Source organism: Campylobacter concisus, from assembly GCF_003048405.1.
Classification (GTDB): Bacteria; Campylobacterota; Campylobacteria; order Campylobacterales; family Campylobacteraceae; genus Campylobacter_A; species Campylobacter_A concisus_Q.
In genome coordinates, this window is sequence record NZ_PIQS01000001.1 from 362,737 (window position 1) to 383,988 (window position 21,252).

Annotated in this window: 25 protein-coding genes; 3 read left to right on the forward strand and 22 right to left on the reverse strand. The window is 37.8% G+C overall.

The window, feature by feature from the left end; all coding sequences use genetic code 11:
* Window positions 1–45: 45 nt before the first annotated feature.
* Together nosZ and CVT18_RS01980 are read right to left on the reverse strand one after the other, a co-directional pair.
* Window positions 46–2,634, reverse strand: coding sequence for a Sec-dependent nitrous-oxide reductase (gene nosZ, locus CVT18_RS01975; RefSeq protein ID WP_107824183.1), 2,589 nt, complete (start codon window positions 2,632–2,634; stop codon window positions 46–48).
* A gap of 12 nt (window positions 2,635–2,646) precedes the next feature.
* Entirely contained in the window at window positions 2,647–3,465 is an 819-nt protein-coding gene (locus tag CVT18_RS01980) for an ATP-dependent protease (RefSeq protein ID WP_103628591.1), read from the reverse strand.
* A gap of 416 nt (window positions 3,466–3,881) precedes the next feature.
* On the opposite strand from CVT18_RS01980, the gene moaC reads away from it, so the two are divergent.
* Genes moaC through CVT18_RS01995 form a run of 3 tightly spaced genes read left to right on the forward strand, consistent with a single transcriptional unit; the run spans window position 3,882 to window position 5,848 of the window.
* Window positions 3,882–4,358 carry a cyclic pyranopterin monophosphate synthase MoaC gene (gene moaC / locus CVT18_RS01985; RefSeq protein ID WP_178140250.1) on the forward strand — a complete coding sequence of 159 codons (477 nt, stop codon included), beginning with the start codon at window positions 3,882–3,884 and terminating at the stop codon, window positions 4,356–4,358.
* The gene (locus tag CVT18_RS01990; protein ID WP_103628593.1) at window positions 4,333–4,599 is read left to right on the forward strand and encodes a DUF493 domain-containing protein; all 267 of its coding nucleotides are present in this window, start codon (window positions 4,333–4,335) and stop codon (window positions 4,597–4,599) included. The genes moaC and CVT18_RS01990 overlap by 26 nt, the downstream gene beginning before the upstream one ends.
* Window positions 4,600–4,609: 10 nt before the next feature.
* On the forward strand, window positions 4,610–5,848 hold the full coding sequence (locus tag CVT18_RS01995; RefSeq protein WP_107824184.1) for a hypothetical protein: 1,239 nt from the start codon (window positions 4,610–4,612) through the stop codon (window positions 5,846–5,848).
* Between the two features lie 109 nt (window positions 5,849–5,957).
* Here the strand turns inward: CVT18_RS01995 and CVT18_RS02000 are convergent, their stop codons facing one another.
* From CVT18_RS02000 to rpmJ, 20 genes are all read right to left on the reverse strand, one after another.
* Window positions 5,958–6,752, reverse strand: a complete 795-nt coding sequence (locus CVT18_RS02000) for an undecaprenyl-diphosphate phosphatase (protein WP_087577491.1) — start codon at window positions 6,750–6,752, stop codon at window positions 5,958–5,960.
* A gap of 57 nt (window positions 6,753–6,809) precedes the next feature.
* Window positions 6,810–8,720, reverse strand: coding sequence for a transketolase (gene tkt, locus CVT18_RS02005; RefSeq protein WP_103628595.1), 1,911 nt, complete (start codon window positions 8,718–8,720; stop codon window positions 6,810–6,812).
* 132 nt (window positions 8,721–8,852) lie between these two features.
* Window positions 8,853–9,752: a polyprenyl synthetase family protein gene (locus CVT18_RS02010; protein WP_103628596.1), complete on the reverse strand. Its 900-nt coding sequence runs from the start codon at window positions 9,750–9,752 to the stop codon at window positions 8,853–8,855.
* Complete coding sequence (locus CVT18_RS02015) at window positions 9,749–10,858, reverse strand: PDZ domain-containing protein (protein ID WP_103628597.1); 1,110 nt, start codon at window positions 10,856–10,858, stop codon at window positions 9,749–9,751. Before CVT18_RS02015 ends, CVT18_RS02010 begins: the two co-directional genes overlap by 4 nt.
* The gene (locus CVT18_RS02020) at window positions 10,855–11,169 is read right to left on the reverse strand and encodes a YbaB/EbfC family nucleoid-associated protein (protein WP_002941513.1); all 315 of its coding nucleotides are present in this window, start codon (window positions 11,167–11,169) and stop codon (window positions 10,855–10,857) included. Before CVT18_RS02020 ends, CVT18_RS02015 begins: the two co-directional genes overlap by 4 nt.
* A 3-nt stretch (window positions 11,170–11,172) precedes the next feature.
* Window positions 11,173–11,520, reverse strand: a complete 348-nt coding sequence (panD, locus tag CVT18_RS02025) for an aspartate 1-decarboxylase (RefSeq protein WP_002941539.1) — start codon at window positions 11,518–11,520, stop codon at window positions 11,173–11,175.
* Window positions 11,521–11,522: 2 nt separating this feature from the next.
* Window positions 11,523–12,806 (reverse strand): UDP-N-acetylmuramoyl-L-alanyl-D-glutamate--2,6-diaminopimelate ligase, encoded by a 1,284-nt coding sequence (locus CVT18_RS02030; RefSeq protein ID WP_103628598.1) that lies wholly within the window; start codon window positions 12,804–12,806, stop codon window positions 11,523–11,525.
* The gene (locus CVT18_RS02035; RefSeq protein WP_103628599.1) at window positions 12,784–13,338 is read right to left on the reverse strand and encodes a histidine kinase; all 555 of its coding nucleotides are present in this window, start codon (window positions 13,336–13,338) and stop codon (window positions 12,784–12,786) included. The genes CVT18_RS02030 and CVT18_RS02035 overlap by 23 nt, the downstream gene beginning before the upstream one ends.
* Window positions 13,325–13,600 carry a NifU family protein gene (locus CVT18_RS02040; protein ID WP_103628600.1) on the reverse strand — a complete coding sequence of 92 codons (276 nt, stop codon included), beginning with the start codon at window positions 13,598–13,600 and terminating at the stop codon, window positions 13,325–13,327. Before CVT18_RS02040 ends, CVT18_RS02035 begins: the two co-directional genes overlap by 14 nt.
* A 208-nt stretch (window positions 13,601–13,808) precedes the next feature.
* Window positions 13,809–14,726 (reverse strand): NrtA/SsuA/CpmA family ABC transporter substrate-binding protein, encoded by a 918-nt coding sequence (locus tag CVT18_RS02045; RefSeq protein ID WP_103628601.1) that lies wholly within the window; start codon window positions 14,724–14,726, stop codon window positions 13,809–13,811.
* 75 nt (window positions 14,727–14,801) lie between these two features.
* A complete protein-coding gene (locus tag CVT18_RS02050) occupies window positions 14,802–15,494 on the reverse strand; it encodes an ABC transporter ATP-binding protein (protein WP_103628602.1) in 693 nt (230 codons plus the stop codon).
* Entirely contained in the window at window positions 15,491–16,240 is a 750-nt protein-coding gene (locus tag CVT18_RS02055; RefSeq protein ID WP_103628603.1) for an ABC transporter permease, read from the reverse strand. Before CVT18_RS02055 ends, CVT18_RS02050 begins: the two co-directional genes overlap by 4 nt.
* Window positions 16,237–16,845 carry a hypothetical protein gene (locus tag CVT18_RS02060; RefSeq protein ID WP_103628604.1) on the reverse strand — a complete coding sequence of 203 codons (609 nt, stop codon included), beginning with the start codon at window positions 16,843–16,845 and terminating at the stop codon, window positions 16,237–16,239. The genes CVT18_RS02055 and CVT18_RS02060 overlap by 4 nt, the downstream gene beginning before the upstream one ends.
* A 123-nt stretch (window positions 16,846–16,968) precedes the next feature.
* Window positions 16,969–17,970: a hypothetical protein gene (locus CVT18_RS02065; RefSeq protein WP_103628605.1), complete on the reverse strand. Its 1,002-nt coding sequence runs from the start codon at window positions 17,968–17,970 to the stop codon at window positions 16,969–16,971.
* Between the two features lie 279 nt (window positions 17,971–18,249).
* Complete coding sequence (gene rplQ / locus CVT18_RS02070) at window positions 18,250–18,606, reverse strand: 50S ribosomal protein L17 (protein ID WP_103628647.1); 357 nt, start codon at window positions 18,604–18,606, stop codon at window positions 18,250–18,252.
* A gap of 11 nt (window positions 18,607–18,617) precedes the next feature.
* Window positions 18,618–19,634, reverse strand: a complete 1,017-nt coding sequence (locus CVT18_RS02075) for a DNA-directed RNA polymerase subunit alpha (RefSeq protein ID WP_103628648.1) — start codon at window positions 19,632–19,634, stop codon at window positions 18,618–18,620.
* Window positions 19,635–19,648: 14 nt separating this feature from the next.
* Window positions 19,649–20,275: a 30S ribosomal protein S4 gene (gene rpsD, locus CVT18_RS02080; protein WP_103580103.1), complete on the reverse strand. Its 627-nt coding sequence runs from the start codon at window positions 20,273–20,275 to the stop codon at window positions 19,649–19,651.
* A 25-nt stretch (window positions 20,276–20,300) separates the two neighbouring features.
* Window positions 20,301–20,693: a 30S ribosomal protein S11 gene (gene rpsK, locus CVT18_RS02085; RefSeq protein WP_021091081.1), complete on the reverse strand. Its 393-nt coding sequence runs from the start codon at window positions 20,691–20,693 to the stop codon at window positions 20,301–20,303.
* Window positions 20,694–20,716: 23 nt separating this feature from the next.
* On the reverse strand, window positions 20,717–21,085 hold the full coding sequence (rpsM, locus tag CVT18_RS02090; protein ID WP_002941610.1) for a 30S ribosomal protein S13: 369 nt from the start codon (window positions 21,083–21,085) through the stop codon (window positions 20,717–20,719).
* Between the two features lie 3 nt (window positions 21,086–21,088).
* The gene (rpmJ, locus tag CVT18_RS02095; protein ID WP_002941545.1) at window positions 21,089–21,202 is read right to left on the reverse strand and encodes a 50S ribosomal protein L36; all 114 of its coding nucleotides are present in this window, start codon (window positions 21,200–21,202) and stop codon (window positions 21,089–21,091) included.
* Window positions 21,203–21,252: the final 50 nt, after the last annotated feature.

A 21,252-nucleotide genomic window follows, 5' to 3' on the forward strand; every position in this document is an offset into this window, starting at 1 on the left:
GTTAAATTTTAAAATTTAAAAAGGGGCAAAATGCCCCTTTCAAAACTACATACCAGCGTTTTCATCTACCCATTTTAGGTATTCGATGATATTTTTGATCTCTTCATCACTCATATGCTGATTTGGCATTCTAAGGTTAAAGTAATCAATCATTGATTTAATGTAGTCGTCATTATAGAACTTAGCAGGATCTTTGATAAATTCTGCTACCCATTTTTCGCCATTTTCATGTCTTAGTAAAACGCCTGTTAGGTCTGGACCTGAGCTTACTTGACCGATAACGTGGCAACCATTACAACCGCCTTTTAGATAAGCCTCTTCACCTTTTGCAGCAGCTGGGCTCATCGGAGTTGCGATCTCTTTAGCTAGGTTATTTTTAGCTCTTAAGCCAACGTCAGCTGTTTTAACCATGTATTGCCATACTTGGTACTCCCAAAGGATAGCGCCGTTTACGTCGCCTTTTTTATAAGCTTCGTCAGCTTTAGCTTTTACCTCTTTGATGTGACCATATTGATCAAGTGCGTCATCAACTAAAGCTTTTACCTTTGGATATTTCTCATAATGTTTCTCTTTTAGGTATTTAACAACCTCTTGGATAACATCGTCAGTTGCCTTATTAGTTGCGATTACTTTGTCGTATTCGGCTTTTAAAGCTTCTGGGCTTAGAGTTTTTAGCTTGTTATTTTTTGCAGATTCATATTTTTTACTTGGATCTTTAACAAGTAAATAACCCATCATCTCTAGGTGAAGCGCTGAGCAAAACTCGGTGCAGTAGTATGGGAAGACACCTTCCATATCAGCTACGAAATTTACTGAAGCAGTTTTGCCAGGCTCTAGTGAAGCGTGAATGTTGTAAAGGTCGATGCCAAAGCCGTGAGTCTCGTCTTGAGCGCGCTCTAGGTTTGTTAAGTGAATTGTTACATTATCACCTTTATTTACCTCAATGTGCTCTGGGTTGATATGGCTTCTGATCATTGTCGCATAGACAGTTACATTTTTGCCGTTTCTTTCAACTCTTTCTTGACCAGCTAGAGTTGCATATGGGCTAGCCTCGCCTGTTCTTGAGTTTGTACCCATGTTGTAGGTAAGCGCTGGACTTAGTTTACTAGCAGCTATTGAAACAACATCGTGTGGCTCGCCAAGTGGTATTGGCATATCATAGATTAGATCCATTTTTGCACCAGTGATGTCTATTAGCTGGTGATTTTGTGGATGAAGTGGGCCAACTGGGCTAAAGCGATCGATTGAAAGTTTATCAAGAGCGATTGCATATTTGCCAACTGGTTTTGCTGATTTGCCTTCCATTGTATCAAGGTGGCCGATATTGTAGTGAACATTTATCTTATCAAGCACTTTTAAATTTTTATAGTCCCATTTTACGATTTGACTATCAACGTAAAGTGAAGTATAAAGTACGCCATCTTGTGAGTCAAATGATGTATGCAGTGGTCCAAGGCCAAGTTCGACTTGTCCGTGCATTGACTTTTCTCTATCTAAGATAGGAATTCCGTATGGGTCAGTGCCAGCATACTCTTTTTTGTCGATTAGCTCTTTGATCTTTCTAAAGTCATAAACTGATGTGTGAGTATCAAGCTTACCGCCAATAATTATGTATCTACCATCTGGGCTTACGTCACAACCGTGTGGGCTCTTTGACTCTGGGATCAAAAATAGCGCACCAGCTTTTACAGCAGCGTCTATTGTAACTACCTTGTGGCCATTTATAACTTTGTAGTTTTTCTTGTCTTGTGCGAGTTTTTCTAAAATTTTCCAGTTATAAACGTGTAAGAAGTCAGTGTCATTTCTACTTGCGCCTGCTTCAAATGGAGGAAGACCTTTTTCGATACCGCCAGTATACATCTCAGTATTTATTGAGTTTGTAAAGCCCCAGCCGTAGCTCTCGCCTTTACCAGCATCACTTAGATCTTGCCAGTATGGTGGAAGCTCAAGAGAAAATGACTCTTTCTCGTCGATCTTACCTTTTGGATAGTCAAATTTCCAAAATGTTACAGCACCTCTATAGACTGCTTCATAGTCGTCTATTGAGTGATAGTTGTTATCAAGTGGAGCTGCATATTGGCTAGCTTCGATAACATACTCGCTATTTGGAGTGATGAAGCTACCGCCGTGCTCACTCTTCATGATAGGGTTTACAACGATTTGAGTTGTCTCAAAGTCATGCAAATTTATAACTGCGATTCTTGGGTTAGCCTTATCGTTGATAAATAGATAATCACCAACATACTCACCATTTTTCTCACTGAAATTTGGGTGGTGTGTATCGCCCCATGTTATCTCTTTGCCTCTGATGTTGCCTTGTTTTAAAACAGCTTTTGACTCATCGTCATAGCCATATCCTTGCCAAGGCTCTGGTGTGAAAACGCCGATGTATTTATAAATTCTCATCGACGGAACGCCATAAACTAGCACTTGACCGCTTTGCCCGCCAGATGAAAAGACGATGAAATCATCTTTTTTACCGCTAGGCTGATAAGTTTTAGCAGCGGCAAGAACATCTTTTTCGCTTAGCCCACGCTCTTTCATGACTTTTTCAAGGTCACTACTAGCAGCACAAGCAGTCGTTAAAGATAGCCCAAGCAACGCAGCACTTGCGACACAAAATAACTTTTGCATTTACTCTCCTTTTTAAAATGAATTTATCTCTAAACTCTTTATCTCATTGTCTAAATTTACGCCATTTAGGACGCCTTTATCTATAAAAATTCTTTTTATCTCATTATTAAAAAGAGCCTTTTGTCCTTTTAACTTAAGATCTTTGTCAAATTTATAGACTACCCCATCCCCATCGCCTATAAAAATTTCATCCTCCATACACGCAAGAGCTGAAATTTTAGATTTTAAAACTTGCTTTTTGATTCCAGTTTTAAAATCTAAAATTTCTCCATCTCTAAAGCCAAGCAAAATATCATTCCCTTTAAATTTACAGGCACTAAGTGGAGCAAAGCCAACACGCTTTTTCTCTTTTAAATTAAGCTCTTTATCAAGCAAAAATGCTTTGCCATTAAAGCTTGTAAAAAATAGCTCGTCATCAATTGGCAAAAGGCTTGAAATTTTATAAACATCTTTATAATTTTTAGTTAAAAGTTTATTTAGATTTTTATCAAAAACGCCTATGCTGACTTCATTTGCCATATCGCAAGCTACGTAAATTTTATTTTTAATTGCCACAATTTGTGAAATTTTACAGCCAACATTTGGCATAGCAAATAAGAAATTTCTCTCATTTGCCACTTCAATAATCTCATTGTTTAAATTTGCGATATAAAAGGATTCTCCATCATTTCCGCATTCTTGATTTTTATAAATCGTATCTTTTAGATCCAAATTTTTAATCTGTCCATCTTTTATAAAAACGATGCTTTGATTGCTTTCATTAATAAAGCAGCCTAATTGCTGGGCAAAAGCTGTTATCAAAAACAAACTTATACAAAGCAGAAATCTCATAATCCAAGGCACTTTCATCATAAATTTAATAAGTAAAAAAACTATACATACTTAACTCTTAAAAGCAAATTAGCGATTAATTTATTTTTTTAAGCTTTTAAAGAAAAATATCAATAAATTTTTTTAAATTTTATTATTTACATTATATAGACATTATGATTTAATCAATACTAATATGACTTTAATAAAATTTATTATCTATTGAATCGCTTATTTTTAGTACTAATTTGCATAAAAATTTAAATTTGAATTATTTCTTAAGAAAATTATTTAAATTAAATAATTATATTAAGTAATGAGAAATCTTTAGCATTTAAGCAAAAGCCAAAATTTTATGTGTTTGATATATTTTTAGCTTAAAGCCATTGGTAATTTAAATTTGTTTAAATAAGCTATAATCCGCCAAAAAAGGAGAGATAATGCTAACACATTTAGATGAGAAAGATCGTCCAAAAATGGTTGATGTAAGCCCAAAAGATCCTACAAAAAGAGTAGCAACTGCTAGCGGGATCATCAAGATGAGCAAAGAGGCTTTTAGAGCGATCAAAGAAAATACCGGCAAAAAAGGTCCGGTCATCCAAACAGCCGTTGTCGCTGCGATAATGGGTGCGAAAAAGACAAGCGAACTAATTCCGATGTGCCATCCACTAGCTATTTTAGGTGTGGATTGTGATATCGAAGAGCTATCTGAAATTTGTGCTTTTAAGCTTTATGTGAGTGTAAAAATAGAAGGTAAAACGGGCGTTGAGATGGAGGCATTAACTGGCGTTAGTGTGGGGCTTTTAACGATTTATGATATGGTAAAAGCTATAGATAAAAGCATGGAAATAAGTAATATCGTATTAGAGAGTAAGACAGGAGGAAAAAGTGGCGAGTATATGCGATCTAAATAACAAAAAAGCAAAAATTGATTACCCAACACATTGGGAATATAAAATAATATTTGATGCAGATGTCAATGCAGAAGAAAAGGTAAAAGAGATAGTAAAAGATAGAGAATTTAAGCTAGTCTTTTCAAAATTTAGCAAAGATAAAAAGTACGCAAGCTATGACCTAGCCGTACTAGTTTTGAGCGAAGAAGAGAGGCTAGAGATATTTTCAGTACTAAAACACGAAGCAAAATACGTTTTATAAGGTAAAAGATATGAACAATTTAGAACAAAATTTACATGATTATAAAAGCAGCGATGGCTTATTAATAAGCATAAAAGCTCTTTGCAATAACTTCTTTCAAGATACTGCAAACAAAGATATAAATGCTTTGCCAGAAATTTTAAAGGCTAAAATGAACGAGCTTTATGACAAGATGAACAAAGAAGATCTCATAAATGCAAAAAATCTAAAAAGTGCCATGGAGGGAATAAATCAAGCCATTGTCGGTACTGAGGAAAAGGCACTTTACGAGCTACTTGATAAAAAAGATGAGCTAAACCGTGCAATAGAAGCAAAACGTGAAGAGATAAAAAATAGGCTCAAAATTTCATTTGAAGCAGCTGAAGAAGTCGTAAAAGATAGAAATTTTAGTGAAAAAGAGGAAATTTTAGAACTTTTAAATAATGCGATCATTAGAGAAACAAGGCTTCTTGGTATCTTAAAAGAGAGCGCTCAGATTGCATTTTTGACAACTCTTGAAGGTGCAAAAGATGTCGAGGAAACAGCTGGTGCGATAGCTAAAAATATGACCTATGTTGCGATAATTGGAGGAGAGTTTAGCAAAGAGCGGATACTTGAAATTTCAAAAAACATCATCATAGCAGCAGCAAATTTAGCAGACGAGGGTCATATCTTTGCAAAAGAGTTGATAAGTGGAGCGATAAGTGGTACAAGAGATGGCATTTTAAGAGCCATAGAAAAGCTAAAAGATGAGGCGAAATTTGCTCCAGACGAGCTTAGGCTAAACTCACAACTACTAAATTTAAAAAATATTGATGAAGAATTTATATCCTTGCTTAGGGAGCTTGAAAAGGAATTTGAAGGTGTAGCAAGACATGAGATCGAAAATGTGATAAATAGCGAGCTAGATACAAACCTAGCAAAATTTAAACGCATTAGCGATCAAGCAAGAGAGCAGATTATTTCAAGGATAGAAGAGCTAAAGTCAAACGGCATGGCAAAGCTTATGAGTGAGGCAAATAATAAATTTGAAGCCTTAAAGCAAGAGCTAAATGACAAGAGCAAAAAGCTAAAACTAAATTTTGATACAAACGATAAAATCGAAGAGATCAAACAAGAGATCGCTAATCTTGAGAAGAAAGCCAATGAAAAATTTGAAGACATCAAACAAATTGACATCAAATCAGAAGCCAAGAAATTTGGAGATAGGGCTTATCAAGCCGCAAAAGATCTGTTAAATGTTATTAAAAAAGATAAAAAAGAGGATTAAATTATCAAGCTTATCTTGAAATTTTTCCTGAAAGATACTCACGCTAAATATTCTTGCCAAGTGTAAAAAATTTCTCCACACTTGGCTTTTACTTTCTAAAGCTTTAAAATCACAAAAATAGATAAAGTAAAAATGCTCCCAAGATCAAGCGGTAGATGACAAAGGGCAGCATCCTGATCCTTGAGATGATACCCATAAATAGCTTAACGCAAAGATAAGCGCTAACTGCACTTATAATGACACCAAGGGCGATGTCGCTCCATGGCAAAGCGTTTGGATCTTTTATAAGCTTGATGCTCTCAAGTCCGCCGGCTAGGATGATGACTGGGATCGACATCAAAAATGAGAAATTCGCACTTCCCTTGTGGCTAAAACCTAAAAATAAGGCTGCCGTCATCGTTATGCCTGATCTTGAGACGCCAGGAATGAGCGCTACGGCCTGGGCAAGGCCGATAATAAGTGCAAATTTTATGGTCATTTCATATTCGCTTTTATTTGTCGAGCGAAGATCAGCAAAGTAAAGTGCTATGCCAAAGACGATCGTAGTAATAGCGATCACAACGCCACTTCTTGCGTATTCTTCGATAATGTTGTTAAATAAAAGCCCAAAGATCCCAACTGGAATGGTAGCAAATCCCACGCACCAGACAAGCAAGCTATCGCCCACCATCTTTCTTTGTGCGATTGAGGCAAAAAAGTCACGAAGTAGCTTAAAAATCGTATCTTTAAAATAAAAAAGTATCGCACTTAGCGTACCAACGTGCACTGCCACGTCAAAAGCAAGACCTTGATCTGGCCAGCCAAGTAGCTTTGGCACCAAGATAAGATGAGCCGAGCTAGATATCGGCAAAAATTCGCTTATACCTTGCACCAAGGCCAAAACAATAACGTGAGAAATTTCCATAAAATGCCTTTTTTGATTTTAGATTGCAGTTGGGGATTTTACTCCCCAAGATTAAACTTATATAAGTTCGCTAGCAAAATTTGCAAGCTTTTGCGGAGTAAATCCGAAGTGATCAAATAGCTCATTTGCCTTGCCGCTGGCACCAAAGCTGTTCATGCCATAAACCGCGTCGGCAAATTTATACCACTCAAAGCCAGTTGCAGCTTCAACTGCGATGATGGTTGTATTTTTATCTAAAATTTTAGCCACGTATTCATCTGGCTGCTCGCAAAGTAGGTCAAAACAAGGAGCTGACACGATGTTTGCACCAATGCCTTGTTCGCCAAGAATTTCAGCTGCTTTTACACAGAGTGAGACCTCGCTACCGCTTGCTATAAATGTGATCTTCGCATCTTTTGACGAGCTTAAAAGATATGCGCCGTTACTCACCTCTCCAAATTCGCCTTTTGCAAGTGGATCAAGCCCTTGACGGCTAAGCACAAAGGCACTTGGAGCGTTTAAATTTAGAGCCACTTTCCAGCTAGCTGCATTTTCGTTGCCATCAGCTGGGCGGAAAGTGTAGAAATTTGGCATCGCTCTAAATGTGCTAAGCTGTTCGATAGGCTGGTGCGTCGGACCATCTTCGCCAACGCCGATACTATCGTGCGTGAAGACAAAAAAGTGTTTTATGGCCATTAGCGCTGCTATCCTCGCACTTGGCTTTAGATAGTCGCTGAAGATGAAAAATGTCGCTGAAAATGGCAAGAAAAGGCCATATCTGGCGATACCGTTGTTGATGGCCGCCATAGCGTGCTCTCTGATGCCGTAGTGGATATTTTTGCCATTTGGAAAGTCGCCCATACCCTTTAGCTCAGTCTTATTTGAAGGAGCTAAGTCAGCGCTACCGCCGATAAAGCCAGGTAGTTTTTTAGCTATCTCATTTAAAATGACATGGTTTGTATCTCTTGTGGCTAGCTTTTTGTCGCTAAAGTCAGGGAATTCGATCTTACTAAAGTCTGGATTAAGAAGCGAGTTTAGTAAATTTTTGCCTTCAATGCTTAGTGCCTCAACCTTTTTGTTCCACATCGCTTCTTCAAGATCGCCCTTTTCAACTGCGCCTCTAAACCTTAAAAGCACGTCCTCGTCAATGGCAAATTTCTTCTCGGGATCAAAACCAGCTGCAGCCTTTGCCTTTTTGATGATCTCTTCGCCAAGTGGGGCGCCGTGGCTGTGGTGGCTGCCTTCAAGCTCCATTGCACCACGTGCTATGCGTGTATTTGCGATGATAAGATATGGCGACTCTTTCTCGTTTGCCTGCTCTAGTGCAAATTCGATCTGGTCATAATCGTGTCCATCGATACGCGCGACCTCCCAGCCCTGCGCCTCAAACCTCGCTTTTACATCCTCACTAAAAGCTATCGCCGTGTCGCCCTCGATCGTAATGTTATTTGAGTCGTAAATGAGCACAAGGTTATCTAGTCTTAAATTTCCGGCTACCGAACATGCCTCGTAGCTTATACCCTCTTCAAGATCGCCGTCGCCGCAAAGGCAGTAAATTTTATGATCGATTATTTTATTGTCTGGTTCATTTAGCACGTTTGCAGCGTATTTTTCTGCCATAGCTAGGCCAACTGCATTTGCTATACCTTGGCCAAGTGGGCCAGTAGCAACCTCAACGCCTGGAGTGTGAATTTCTGGGTGTCCTGGAGTGTTTGAGCCAAGTTGTCGAAAATTTTTAAGCTCATCAAGGCTTAAATCGTAGCCGCTTAGGTGCAAGAAGCTATAAACCAAACTTGAAGCGTGACCACCGCTAAAAACGAGCCTATCTCTATTTAGCCATTTTGGATTTTTTGGATTGTGTTTTAAAAAGTTGCTTAAAACCACCATAATATCAGCTAGACCCATAGGTGCGCCTGGGTGTCCGCTGTTAGCGTTTTGCACCATGTCAGCGCACAAAAATCTTATAGTATCGGCTTGTTTTTTTAGCATATGATCTCCTTTTATTGCGCTAGATTATACAAAAAAGTGATTAAAACTTGCCTTGCATTTTTGTCCAAAATGTCTAAATAGTGATATAAATTTTTAAATTTTTAGTAGTAAAAAGCTAGAAATTTCTAGCTTTTATCTGAGATGTTTATCTGTAAGCTCTAAAATCATCTTTGCGATGTTTGCATCTATCTGTTTTAGCGCCTCTTCTATCTCACTAATTAGCTCATCTTTTTTCTTTTTTGCACCTTCAAGGCCAAGCAAATTTGTAAATGAGTTTTTAGCTAGGTCGTTATGCACAGGCTTTCCAGCAGCTGCCTCGTCGCTTGTAAGATCGATGATGTCATCTTGTATCTGAAAAGCAAGCCCAAGCTTTAGGCCGATATCATAAATTTTATCACACTCTATTTCGCTTAAATTTACTATCACAGCACCCATTTTTAGGCTAGTGGCGATGAGCTTTGCGGTCTTGTGGATGTGTAAAAAGACTAGCTCATCAAAGCTTAGCATTTTGCCAGAGAGACCAAATTTAGCCTTTGCTCTTTTGATATCCTCTTTGTTTGTATTTTCAAAAAAACAATCAAGCGCCTGACCTAGCACCATGCCGCTAACGCCAGCATTTTCGCTTAAAATTTCCACGCATTTTATACGTGTTTGAGCTGGCAGTTTAGCACGTGAAATTTCATAAAAAGCATGTGTATTTAGCGCATCTCCTGCAAGTATAGCAGTCGTCTCATCGTAGGTGACGTGAAGCGTTGGTGTACCGCGCCTTAGACTTGCATTGTCCATCGAAGGTAAGTCGTCATGGATGAGTGAGTAAGTGTGCATCATCTCAAGCCCCAAAGCCACCCTCATAGCCTTTTGCGTGAGGCTTTTATCCACGTTTTCCACCACGCCAAGTAACAAAAGCGCCCTAAAGTGCTTACCTCCCGCCTTTAGCATAACGCCAAGCGCCTCCTCGTAGTAAGGGTGAAAGCTCGGTGCCTTTGGCAAATTTGCGTTTAGAAATTTTACAAAGTCCTCAAGTAAGCTCATTTTGGTACTCTTGCAAAGAACTGAAAATCATTTCTAGTAAATAGAAGCGTAAAGTTTTTTAATTCACCAAGCTTCTCTAAAAGCTCTTCACGACTACTCACGCTCTGTTTATCAAAACCCAAAATTTTATCACCAATCTTGATGCCAAAAATTTCTGCATTCGACTTTGGCTCGACCTTGGTAACGACTAAATTTTTATCCACCGTGATACCATAATCCACCAAAATCTTATCATCAAGCATTGTTTGTGGCTCTTTTGGCATGATGTTGAAATTTGGTATATCAAGGCTTGAAGGGGCGTCTACATCGAGGCTTTGGTTAAATTTCACATCCCCACTTACTGGCACCTGAAAGAGCATTTCTTGCTTATCGCGCTTCACGATGATGTCAAGCTTTGCGCCCTTTGGAGCAAAAAGCACCATTTCATTTAGCTCTCTTAGGCTCTTTGGCTTGATGCCATTTACACTCACAAGCTCATCATCGACCATCATCATCTTACCGCGACCCAAAGGATCAACAAGACCCACAAAAAATTTATCCTCTTTTTGCAAGAACTTCACGCCGATATCGCCGTAATAGACGTCATCATAAGATACAAAGTGCTTTAGGTAGCGATTTGGTATAAATTTATCAGCTCCAACGGCTATGCCTATCATCTTGCAACAAGGTGTGTTTATCTCGCCAGTTGCGTTATACTCGAAGCTTAGCGTATCAAAATCGCCTAAATTTTGCCCTAAAGACTTGATATGTCCCATGACGGTGTTGTTAGAGTCATTTAAGATGCCAACCCAAGTGCTCTTTTTGATGCGCTCTTCATTAGTCTCATCAGCCATCACAACGGGGCTTAGCTCCTTGCTAGAGCGCACTAAGAAAAGCTGCAAATATGGGTCAAATTTGACATATTCGCCAAGTGGGGCTCCCTCGCTTTTTGGCACTGCGATCAAATTTTTAGTGATAGCCACGCCAAAGTGTTTATTTACCGAGACGATTGAGTTTTTGTTCTTTTCAAAGCAGGCGTTAAAGTCCTCTTGCGTAGGCCTAGGATCGGCGTTTAGGCAAAGCGCTGATAGCAAAAATGCAAGGGCAAATTTATATTTTAGTCTCATTTTATCCCCATCGAAGCAAGACCGCCAAGCATCCTTGAAGCGGTGTTTTTCTTATCAGCCTCAACTGATTTTAGCACGTCATTTACGGCGCTTATTAGCAAAATTTGCATGCTCTCTTTATCTTCAAGCAAGCTATCATCTATGCTGATATCAAGTATCTCACCGCTGCCGTTTGCTCTCACGCTTACTAGTCCGCCACCGCTTTTTGCACCAAATTCTTTATTTTTGCTCTCTTCTTCCATCTGCTTGGCCTGCTTTTGCACATCCTCGAGCATCTGCCCCATCTTTGAAAAGTCAAATCCCTCAAACATCGCCTACTCCTTTATGATCTCGTTTTTGTTATTTACATGCACGATGGTTGGCTTAAATTTCTTAGCCTTTTTAAATTTCATACTAGCGTATGCCACGATGATGACCACGTCTCCTACGCAGACTTTTCTAGCAGCTGCGCCGTTTAGGCAAATTTCGCCTTTTTTGCCCTTTATCACATATGTGGCAAATCTCTCGCCATTATTTACGTCTAAAATTTCAACCTTTTGATTTTCTATCAAATTTGCAGCCTTTATAAGCTCCTCGCCGATGCTGATCGAGCCAACATAGTTTAAATTTGCGTCTGTTACGACGGCTCTGTGGATCTTACTAGCTAAAATTTCTATATTCATTTTTACCTCTTTAAAAGCTCTTTTACTACTTCTTTGTCGCTAAATGGGTGCTTGACGCCCTTTATCTCTTGATATGGCTCGTCGCCTTTGCCAAGTATGACAAGCGCCCAGCCGGGTTCTAGCTTGCTAATGGCTAGCGCGATCGCCTCTTTGCGGTTGGCATTTCGTATCAAATTTTCATTTTGACTCATACCAGCGCAAATTTCATCGATTATGCTCTCTGGCTCTTCGCTTCTCGGATTGTCACTTGTGACGATGCAAATTCTTGCGTATTTTTGGGCAATCGCTCCCATTTTTGGGCGCTTTGTCCTATCCCTGTCACCGCCTGCACCAAAGACTGCGATCAAATTTAGATGTCTAAGCGAGTTTAGCACCTTTTCGATACCATCTGGCGTATGAGCAAAATCCACGATGACTAGCGGATCGGTGCTAACCACTTCCATTCTGCCACTAACCCCTTTAAATTTGCTTATCGCATTTGAAAGCGCGGTCGCGTCTGGACGCTCTAGCAAGCAAACAGCGCCAAGGGCTGCAATTAGGTTGTAAAGATTAAACTCGCCTTGCAAGCTTGAGTCTATCTCCACATCGCCATTTGGCGTCTTGATAACCGCGTCTATGCCGTCCTTTAAACCATAAACTATCGGCGCAAATCTGGCTGGCTTTTTGAGCGAATACGTATAAGCGTTTTTTGGGTTAAATTTAATGCCATTATCATCAGCATTTATAAGCTTCATGCAATCATCATCAAAAAAGCTCGACTTTACCCTAGCATACTCCTCCATGCTTTTATGGTAGTCGAGATGGTCTTGAGTCAAATTTGTAAAAATTTTTAGAGCAAATTTCAAGCTCTCTATGCGTTTTTGGGCGATCGCGTGTGAGCTAACCTCCATCACGAAGTACTCACAGCCCTGCTCACTAGCTACTTTGAGATAAGAAAGCGTCCTTAAAATAGCACTTGTCGTAAGCGCCTTGTCATCTATCTGCACGCCCTCAATGAAAGCTCCTCTGGTGCCACTTAGCCCGCATTTTTTACCTAAATTTCGCAAAATTTCATAGATAGCGGCAGCCGTTGTGGTCTTGCCATTAGTGCCTGTGATGCCAACTATCTTTAAATTTTTATCGATATTTAAGAGCTTTTTGCACTCTTCAAGAGTAATTATCTTTGCGCCATTTTTTACCGCAGCCTCTGCAAATCTCGTATTTGCAATAGTTTGTACAAAAAACGAGCCCTCTTCGCACTCGTTTGAGTCATCTGTTATGAAGCTATTTTCTACTGATATTTTCATTGTTTTGTCTTTTTTGTATCTCTCTAAAAAGCTGATCTATGCGCTCATCACCGCCAAACATCACCGCCGCACTCTCAAGATAGTTTATACTCATTTCGATGAAGTCATTTTTTATCAAATTTTCCAAAAATTCTAAAAAATCATCTTTGTTTGAGATCATGACCTTGGTTGAGAACATGATATTTTCAAAGACCTTTTTGAAGCTCCCATCCTTATAAACAGCCTTTTTAAAGTCCTCATAGCTGATCGCGTCTTGCTCTTCAAAATACTCATCGCTAGCCAATCTTGATTCTAAAATTTTTAAAATTTCATCCATTCCTTCATCATCTTCGCCAGCTCTTAGTTTATCCATAAAATAGTCAAATAAAAGTTTTGCTTCCTCTGCATTTTTCTCGCCAAGGGAGCAAATTTGTATCAAAAATAGTAAATTTTTATCCTGTGTCTTTTCGTAAGCTAGAGAGAAGTAAAAGATCGCTTCTTTAAATTTTGAGCGTTTAAAGTGTTTAATGCCTATTTTTTTATGATCTATCAATGTCAAATTCCTCGCCGATCGGGATATTTACGACCTCAAGCTCTGGGTGAATATCCATACGAAGTTGTCTTTCGAGTCCATATTTTAGTGTAGTTGTGCTAGCTGCACATCCATGACAATGCCCTGTAAGTCTTACGTAAATTTTGCCGTTTTTTATGCCAAGTAGCTCCATACCACCGCCATCATTTTCAAGCATCGGTAATACCTTTTGCAAACTCGCACTGACTGGTTTTAAAAGTTCTTCATCGCTAAATGGGATCATATTTTTTCCTATTAAATTTTTGGGCTATTATAGCAAAATAAAAATGCAAAAAATAATGGCTATATTTTTGCTTAGTGCTAATTTTGCTTTATAATTTAAACCATTCTGATGCGCCTAGTCAGCTTTAGTTTTTAAATATTTGAGCTAAAATTTAGTAAATTTTTAATTATTAGCTTTAGGATAAAAGGGCAAATTTAGCCCTTTTTGTTTAATCTATTAGAAGTGATTTTATATCTACTTTTTGTTCAATCATCTTGCTCTCAAGCATAAATTTTTGCGTAGCTTCAAGTGCTTTTATATCTTCAGGCGTGATCTTTGGACTAAAGTCATACTGCGGATACATACTCTTTACCGCCTCTATGCTAAGCCCGGTCTCTTCAGCTGTAAATTTTAATGCCTCTTCCTCATTTGCTTTCATAAAAGCCAAAATTTCATCTTGGGCCTTTTTAAATTTTTCAACTAGATCTTTATGCTTTTTGTAAAATTCTCCGCTTGTGGCAGTAACGATGACTGGAGTGATGACGCCCTTACCTGTTGTTACGACACTAAGTCCTGATTTTTTAGCATTATAAGCAGTTGGTCCAGCAAGAAGTGCTGCATCGACACTACCATTTTCAAGTGCAGCTTGTGCAGCTGGGATGCCCATAGAAACGAACTCTACGTCATTTATGCCAAGTCCACCAAGAGCAAGATACCTAACCAAAAGCTCATTTAATATCGTACCTTTTGGGCCTGCTATTTTTTTACCTTTTAGGTCTTTAGCGGTTTTTATACCTTTATCTTTAGCAAATATTGCAAAAGCTTCAGGTGCTCTTGAATATGCACTTATGATCTTTATGTCAGCTTTGTTTGCTGCGGCAAGTATGACTGAAGTTCCGCCCACGCAGTTTAGAAACTGGAGCGAATTTGAAGCTAGAGCTTGAGTCTGCTTTGCACCTGATGTTATCTCAGAGTACTCGACTGGCATGCCAAAAGATTTAGCATAAAAGCCTTTAAATTTATCGACGATTGAAGGGACGTTTAGTGGCGATTTGACGTAGGTCATGCCAATCTTATCTAGCTCACTTGCGTTTACGACTAGACAAAACAAAGAGGCTGCACACAAAATCTTAAAAAACTTTCTCATATTTGCTCCTTTAAAAATTTTCAAATTATATAACTTTTTGCTTTGTTTTGGTTTTAATTATCATTTTATAAAATGCTAAATTTCACTTAAAATTTTACGCTTTAAATTTATTAGCTCATCGCAAAGCAAATCTCTTGGCTTAGCTAGTTTTGACAGGTCATAATTTGATTTCATCCCGCCTTTTTCAAGCAAAATGATCTCATCTGCTAAATATAGAGCTTCATCGACATTATGAGTGACAAAAATGATGGTTTTGTCGGCTTGGAGCTTTAAAATTTCAGCCTGCATGCTGGCTCTCGTAAAAGTATCAAGTGCTGCAAATGGCTCATCCATGAGGATCAAATTTGCTTCGTATGCAAGCACTCTTGCAAGAGAAACGCGCGAGCTCATGCCACCAGACAGCTGCGAAACAGCGGCAAATTTAAAGTCGCTAAGCCCTATCATTGATATGAGCCTATCTATCTTTGCCTCGTCTATCTCATACTTTTTAAGCGCAAATACGATATTTTCATAGACATTTAAAAAAGGCATGAGCCTAGGCTCTTGAAAGACAAAGCCGATCTTTACTTGCTCTTTAAATTTTATCTCACCTAGACTTACGCTCTCAAGTCCAGCAATAAGCCTTAAAAGAGTTGTTTTACCGCAACCACTTCTGCCAAGTATTACGGTGATCTTATCCTTTTTTATGCTTAAATTTAGCTCTCTTAAAACGTCGATACGCTTGTCATTAATAAAAAAATGCTTTGATAAATTTAAAATTTCTATCATTTTTCACTTCGTAAAAGGCTAAATTTAGATATCAAAAATAAAAATACTCTATCTATGAGTACGCCACAAATTCCTATTGTAAATATACCTACAAATATCCTATCTGCGCGTGAAAGCTCCTCAGCGTCAAGTATGAGATAGCCTAGCCCGCTAGAAGCTGCGATCATCTCCGCTCCTACAATCGCTCGCATAGCGTAGCCAAAACCTATACGCATACCGACAAAAATATCTTTTATGGCATTTTTTAGGATGATTTTGTAAAAAATTTCAAATTTACTAAAACAAAAAATTTTACCAACTTCAATAAGCTTCACATCGCAGCTAGTTAGCCCTTTTGAAATGCTTAAAAACATTGGGAAAAACGATGCTAGGATGATAATAATAATTTTTGGTGTTTCATTTATACCAAACCAAAGTACCAAAATAGCAATAAGGCTAAGTGGTGGAACATTTCTAAAAAACTCTAGTATCCACTCATAATAAATACTAGCTTTTGGAAATAGCGCCGCTACTCCGCCAAAAGTAAATGCCAAAATAAATGCAAAAGCATAGCCAACAAATATACGCTTAAAACTAATCATCACATGCGTTATTAGCTCGCCACTTAAGCTCATATCAAACATCGTTTTAAGTGTCGTAATAGGACTTGGCAAGATATAGGGCGTGAAAATTTCTAGCTCACAAACAACCTGCCAGAGAGCAAAGATCACTAGGATCAAAACGCTCTTTTTAAAAATTTCTATCACAGCCCATCTCCATTGTGGCAGCCGTTTTCGCAGTATAAAAGCTCGATGATCTGATAGTTTTTAAGCTCACTAAATTTATATGAAAATGCGTTTTGTATCTTTTCTTTGCTGCATAAGCTTAGCGTTTTTATGTCTAAATTTTCAAAAAATCCAGGCGGGATCGGACTTGATTCTATTTTACTTATTTGTAAATTTATGTCGTTTAGCTCTTTAAATTTTTTCCATGTTAAAAATGTAGTTTGCTCTAATTTTAAAGAATTTCCAAGCTCAGCCAAATCCTCACAAGGCGTTGTTATATAAAGCCACTCATTTTCTTTTAGCTTCGAGCTAAGTTCAATGGCGCTTTCAATTAAAATGGGATTTAAGCTTGAAATATTATTTGAAAATTCTTTGAAATTTGATCTTATAAAATTTACAGCTCTTGGACAGCGGCTGTCTAAAACCATGCCTTTAGAGCATAAATTTTTATATGAAACTTTGACATCACGAACATGATCTTTTTCGCACTCTACTATGTTAAAGCCCTTATTTTGCAAAAGCTCTTTTAACGCAGAGAAGTCATACATATTTTTTACAACGGGATTTAGCCAAAGTAGCTTTCTCACGAGTTCTCCGTAATTTTAATAATAGAAATCAAGATTCTATCATTTAAAAATTTAAACCAAGTAAAAAGAGCCGCTTATAACTAAAAGCATAAAGATAAGCGGTGCAAAAAAACTAAATTTAGCCTACACTTTTATATCTAATTTCTGTTTTTGCTCCACTTTTTCCATTAGCTTTAGTATATCAACTCCGTTTTTCTCAAGTTGCATCAGCTCCTTAAGATAGGCAAATTTCTCATCTTTGTTGATGTCGTAAGTAGTTAGCTTTTCGCTTCGTCCGATCACTGAGGCATAGACTTTGTTGCCATCAAGTTTGTCCGTATTTTGCACATTATAAAGCGAGAGAACGCCCTCTATCACCTCTTTAAAATCTGCTCCGCTTTTCATCCCAGCTTTCATGAGCGTAAGAAATCTCTGTCTACTCTCTTCGTCAATGAAATTTATATTTTGTAGAGTCTGATACTCAACTGGAGGCTTATTTGTACTAGTTAGCATGGAAATACTCTTTTTGCCTATTGTGATACTCTCCACGCCGACTCTTTCGCCAAGATACTGCCTAAGCGCATAATCAATCCACTTATCTTTAAACTCGTCTATGTTTAGGTCCTTATCAAGTATCTCAAACCCTTCCACGTGGCTCTTGTGACCAAGCCCAAGAAGTGTGTTATCAAGTTTTGATGTATACTCTTTTGCAAAGAGATCGACATCTGTTGGATAATATCCTATGATCTCTTCGTGAGCTCTGCCAAAGCCAAGTGCTTTGGTCTGGTTGATAAAATTTTTGAGATCATTTATCTCATCTTTGCTGATTTGTTTGTCATATCCCATGAGCTTGCCCCAGATGCTTATCTTGCCATTAGCAGCTATGCCTGATAGCGAGAAATTGCTAGCAAATGTTAGATTCTCACTATTTTTTTGAAATTTTGTCGTATTTGTTTCATTTAAATTTATTAAGTCAGCTCTAGTATCGGTATGACTTTTTCGTTCATCAACCAAACTGCTAGATAAATCATTTAAAGAATTTTTGTCTATATTGGGTTTAGAGTTATTGGTATCAAGCTCTTGTGCTCTACTACTTCGCGAGTCAACATAAAAATTTGTGCCAACTCCATTTACACTACCTATCATCTCAAATCCTTTGAAATTTATTAGATATTTGAAACGAATATCGTCTTTATAAAATAAAATTTTAGCATAGGGTTCAAAGGTAAAAATTTAAAATGTATAATTTTAGATTAAAAGACTTACAACTTTTAACTAGAAATTTTATATTTTTTGGTTAATAAAATTTGATAGACGATTAAAGAAATTTATAGCTTTTGAAACCTTTTAGAAGAAGGATTTATTTTAAAAGTGGGAGATTTGATATAAAAAATTAAAAAAAAGAGAGCCGAAGCTCTCTAATAATTATTCAGCTACTAGCTCTATATAAGCCATCTCTGCCGCGTCGCCTCTACGAACACGAGTCTTGATGATTCTTGTATAGCCACCATTGCGCTCTTTAAATTTTGGAGCTACTTCAGTAACTAATTTATTTGTTGTTTCTTTATCTTGTAAAGAAGCAAATACTGCTCTATGAGCGTTAGAGTCACCTTTTCTAGCTCTTGTGATTAGCTTTTCAATATAGCTTCTAAGCTCTTTTGCTTTTGGTAAAGTCGTCTCTATCTTTTCGCTTTTGATGATAGCTATCGCCAAATTCTTAAGCAATGCAGATCTATGAGATGACGTTCTACCAAGTTTGCGATATCCGTGTTTATGTCTCATCTATTGTCCTTTTATTCTTTTACACTCATTTGTGCTTTAAGCTCGGTTATTTTCTTTCTTAGTTGCTCTTTGCCATCTTTTAACACATCGGCACCAACTGGATAGCCTATCTCTTCCATAACCGCTTTAATCTCTTCAAGAGATTTTTTACCTAAATTTTTAAGCTCTTTAAGCTCATTTTCGTCCATTAATGCAAGCTCGCCAATAAATCTAATATCAGCTTTGTCAAGGCAGTTGAAACTTCTAGCACTTAAATTTAGATCTTCTACACTAGAAAGTAACTTTGAAAACTCGCCACCTGCAGTTGAGCTAGTAACTGGAGTACTAACATCAATATCTAAAATTCCTTTAAATACTGACATTTGTTGATACATAGCTTCTAAACAATTTTTAAAAGCCTCTATCGGACTAACTTGACCATCAGTTGTTATAGTAAATACAATCTTTTCATAGTCTGGATCATCCTCAACCAAGACATTTTGTATATCGTAAACTGCTTTTTTAACAGGTGTAAAGAAAGCATCAAGTGCGATATAGTCGTCTTCGATCTCTTCTCTGATCTCTTCACTAGGAACATATCCGATACCTTTTTGAATGATAACTGAAAAATTTAACTCAGCATCTTCATTTATTGTAGCAAGGTATGCATCTGGGTTAACGATCTCAACTAGATCATTATTTAAATCAGCACCGGTTATCTCTTTTGGTCCTTTAAAGCTATACTCTATAACTTCGCGCTCACTGGTGCTTTTTAATTTAAATCTGATCTTTTTCAAATTTATAATAAAAAATGCTACGTCCTCAAGCATGCCGCGCATACTGTCAAATTCGTGGCTAACGCCCTTGATCTTTACACCAATAGGTGCAAAACCTACTGTACTTGTGTAAAGAAGGCGGCGTAATGGGTGAGCCAAGGTAACAGCATAGCCCGCCTCAAAAGGATATGCTGTAATGTTAGCAACATTTTCACTAACACTTTTAACTTCAATTTCAGTTGGCATATAAGCTGATGTAGTAATCTTTCTCATCTTTATACCCTCTATTATTTTGAATAAAGCTCTACTATAAATCTTTCCTCAACAGGAATGATAACCTCTTCTCTTTCTGGATTTCTAGTGAAAATTCCAAATTTTTTCTCTTTTTCAACATCTACCCAAGCAACAATACCAGTTTGTGCTGTAAGATCTATTGCACGAATAATTTGTGGATTATTTTTAGATTTTTCAACAATCTCTACTTTTGCACCTGGCTCAACTCTGTAAGATGGTATATCTACTCTTTTGCCATTTACTAAAATATGTCCATGGGTTACTAGCTGACGAGCAAAACGACGAGTTGTTGCAAAGCCCATTCTATAAACAACATTATCTAATCTTTGCTCTAGTAGCTGGACTAAAAGGGCACCAGTATTGCCCTCGCGGCGTGCTGCTTCTTGAAATAATCTTCTAAATTGCTTTTCAGAAACACCATACATGAATTTAGCTTTTTGTTTCTCACGAAGTTGTAAGCCATATTCGCTTATTTTTGCTCTTCTTTGTCCATGTTGTCCTGGCGCATAAGGTCTTTTTTCAAAAGCACTTTTACCAGCAAGTCTTCTTTCGCCTTTTAACGCAAGAGACACACCAAGACGTCTTTCTAATTTTTCAACAGGTCCTGTATATCTAGCCATAATAATTTCTCCTATTTTTCTCTAATTATACGCGGCGGCGTTTTGGCGGTCTACAACCATTGTGTGGTAAAGGTGTAATGTCCTTAAAGAAAGATACTTTAATTCCTTCAACAGTTCCTACACTTTTAACAGCCGTTTCACGTCCGCTACCTGGACCTTGAACCTTAATACCAACTTCTTTTATGCCATGCTCTTTTGCTTTATTTAGAGCATCTTCAACTGCCTGTTGGGCTGCATAAGGAGTTGATTTTTTACTACCTTTAAAGCCTAAGCCACCTGCACTACTCCATGCAATAGCATTTCCCATTTCATCAGTTACAGTTACCATAGTGTTGTTAAATGTTGCACTAATATAAACGATACCTTTGGCTATGCTTTTTCTAACTACTTTTTTCTTAACAATTTTTCTTTTCGCCATTTATTATCCTTTAAACCCTTGCCTTACTTAGTAGCCGCACCGACAGTTTTACGTCTGCCTTTTCTGGTTCTAGCATTAGTTTTAGTCTTTTGGCCACGAACAGGAAGACCTTTTCTGTGGCGAAGACCTCTATAACTTCCAAGATCCATAAGAGCTTTGATATCCATAGCAACTTGTTTTCTCAAATCACCCTCAACGATATGATGCTCTTGAATTTCTTTACGGATGGCTGCCGCTTCATCTTCGCTAAGCTCATAAACTCTCTTGTCGTAAGAAATTCCAGCTGCGTCAAGAATTTGACGAGATTTATAAAGACCTATACCATAAATATAAGTCAAACCATACTCGATTCTCTTTTTGTTTGGTAAATCTACACCTGCAATACGTGCCATGCCTTATCCTTGTCTTTGTTTATGTTTTGGATTTTCGCAGATAACACGAATTATGCCACTACGTTTGACAATTTTACATTTGTCACACATCTTCTTTACAGAAGGACGAACTTTCATTTTAGTCTCCTAAAAATTTATTCCACTTTTTTAGGGGCTGCATCAGGTCT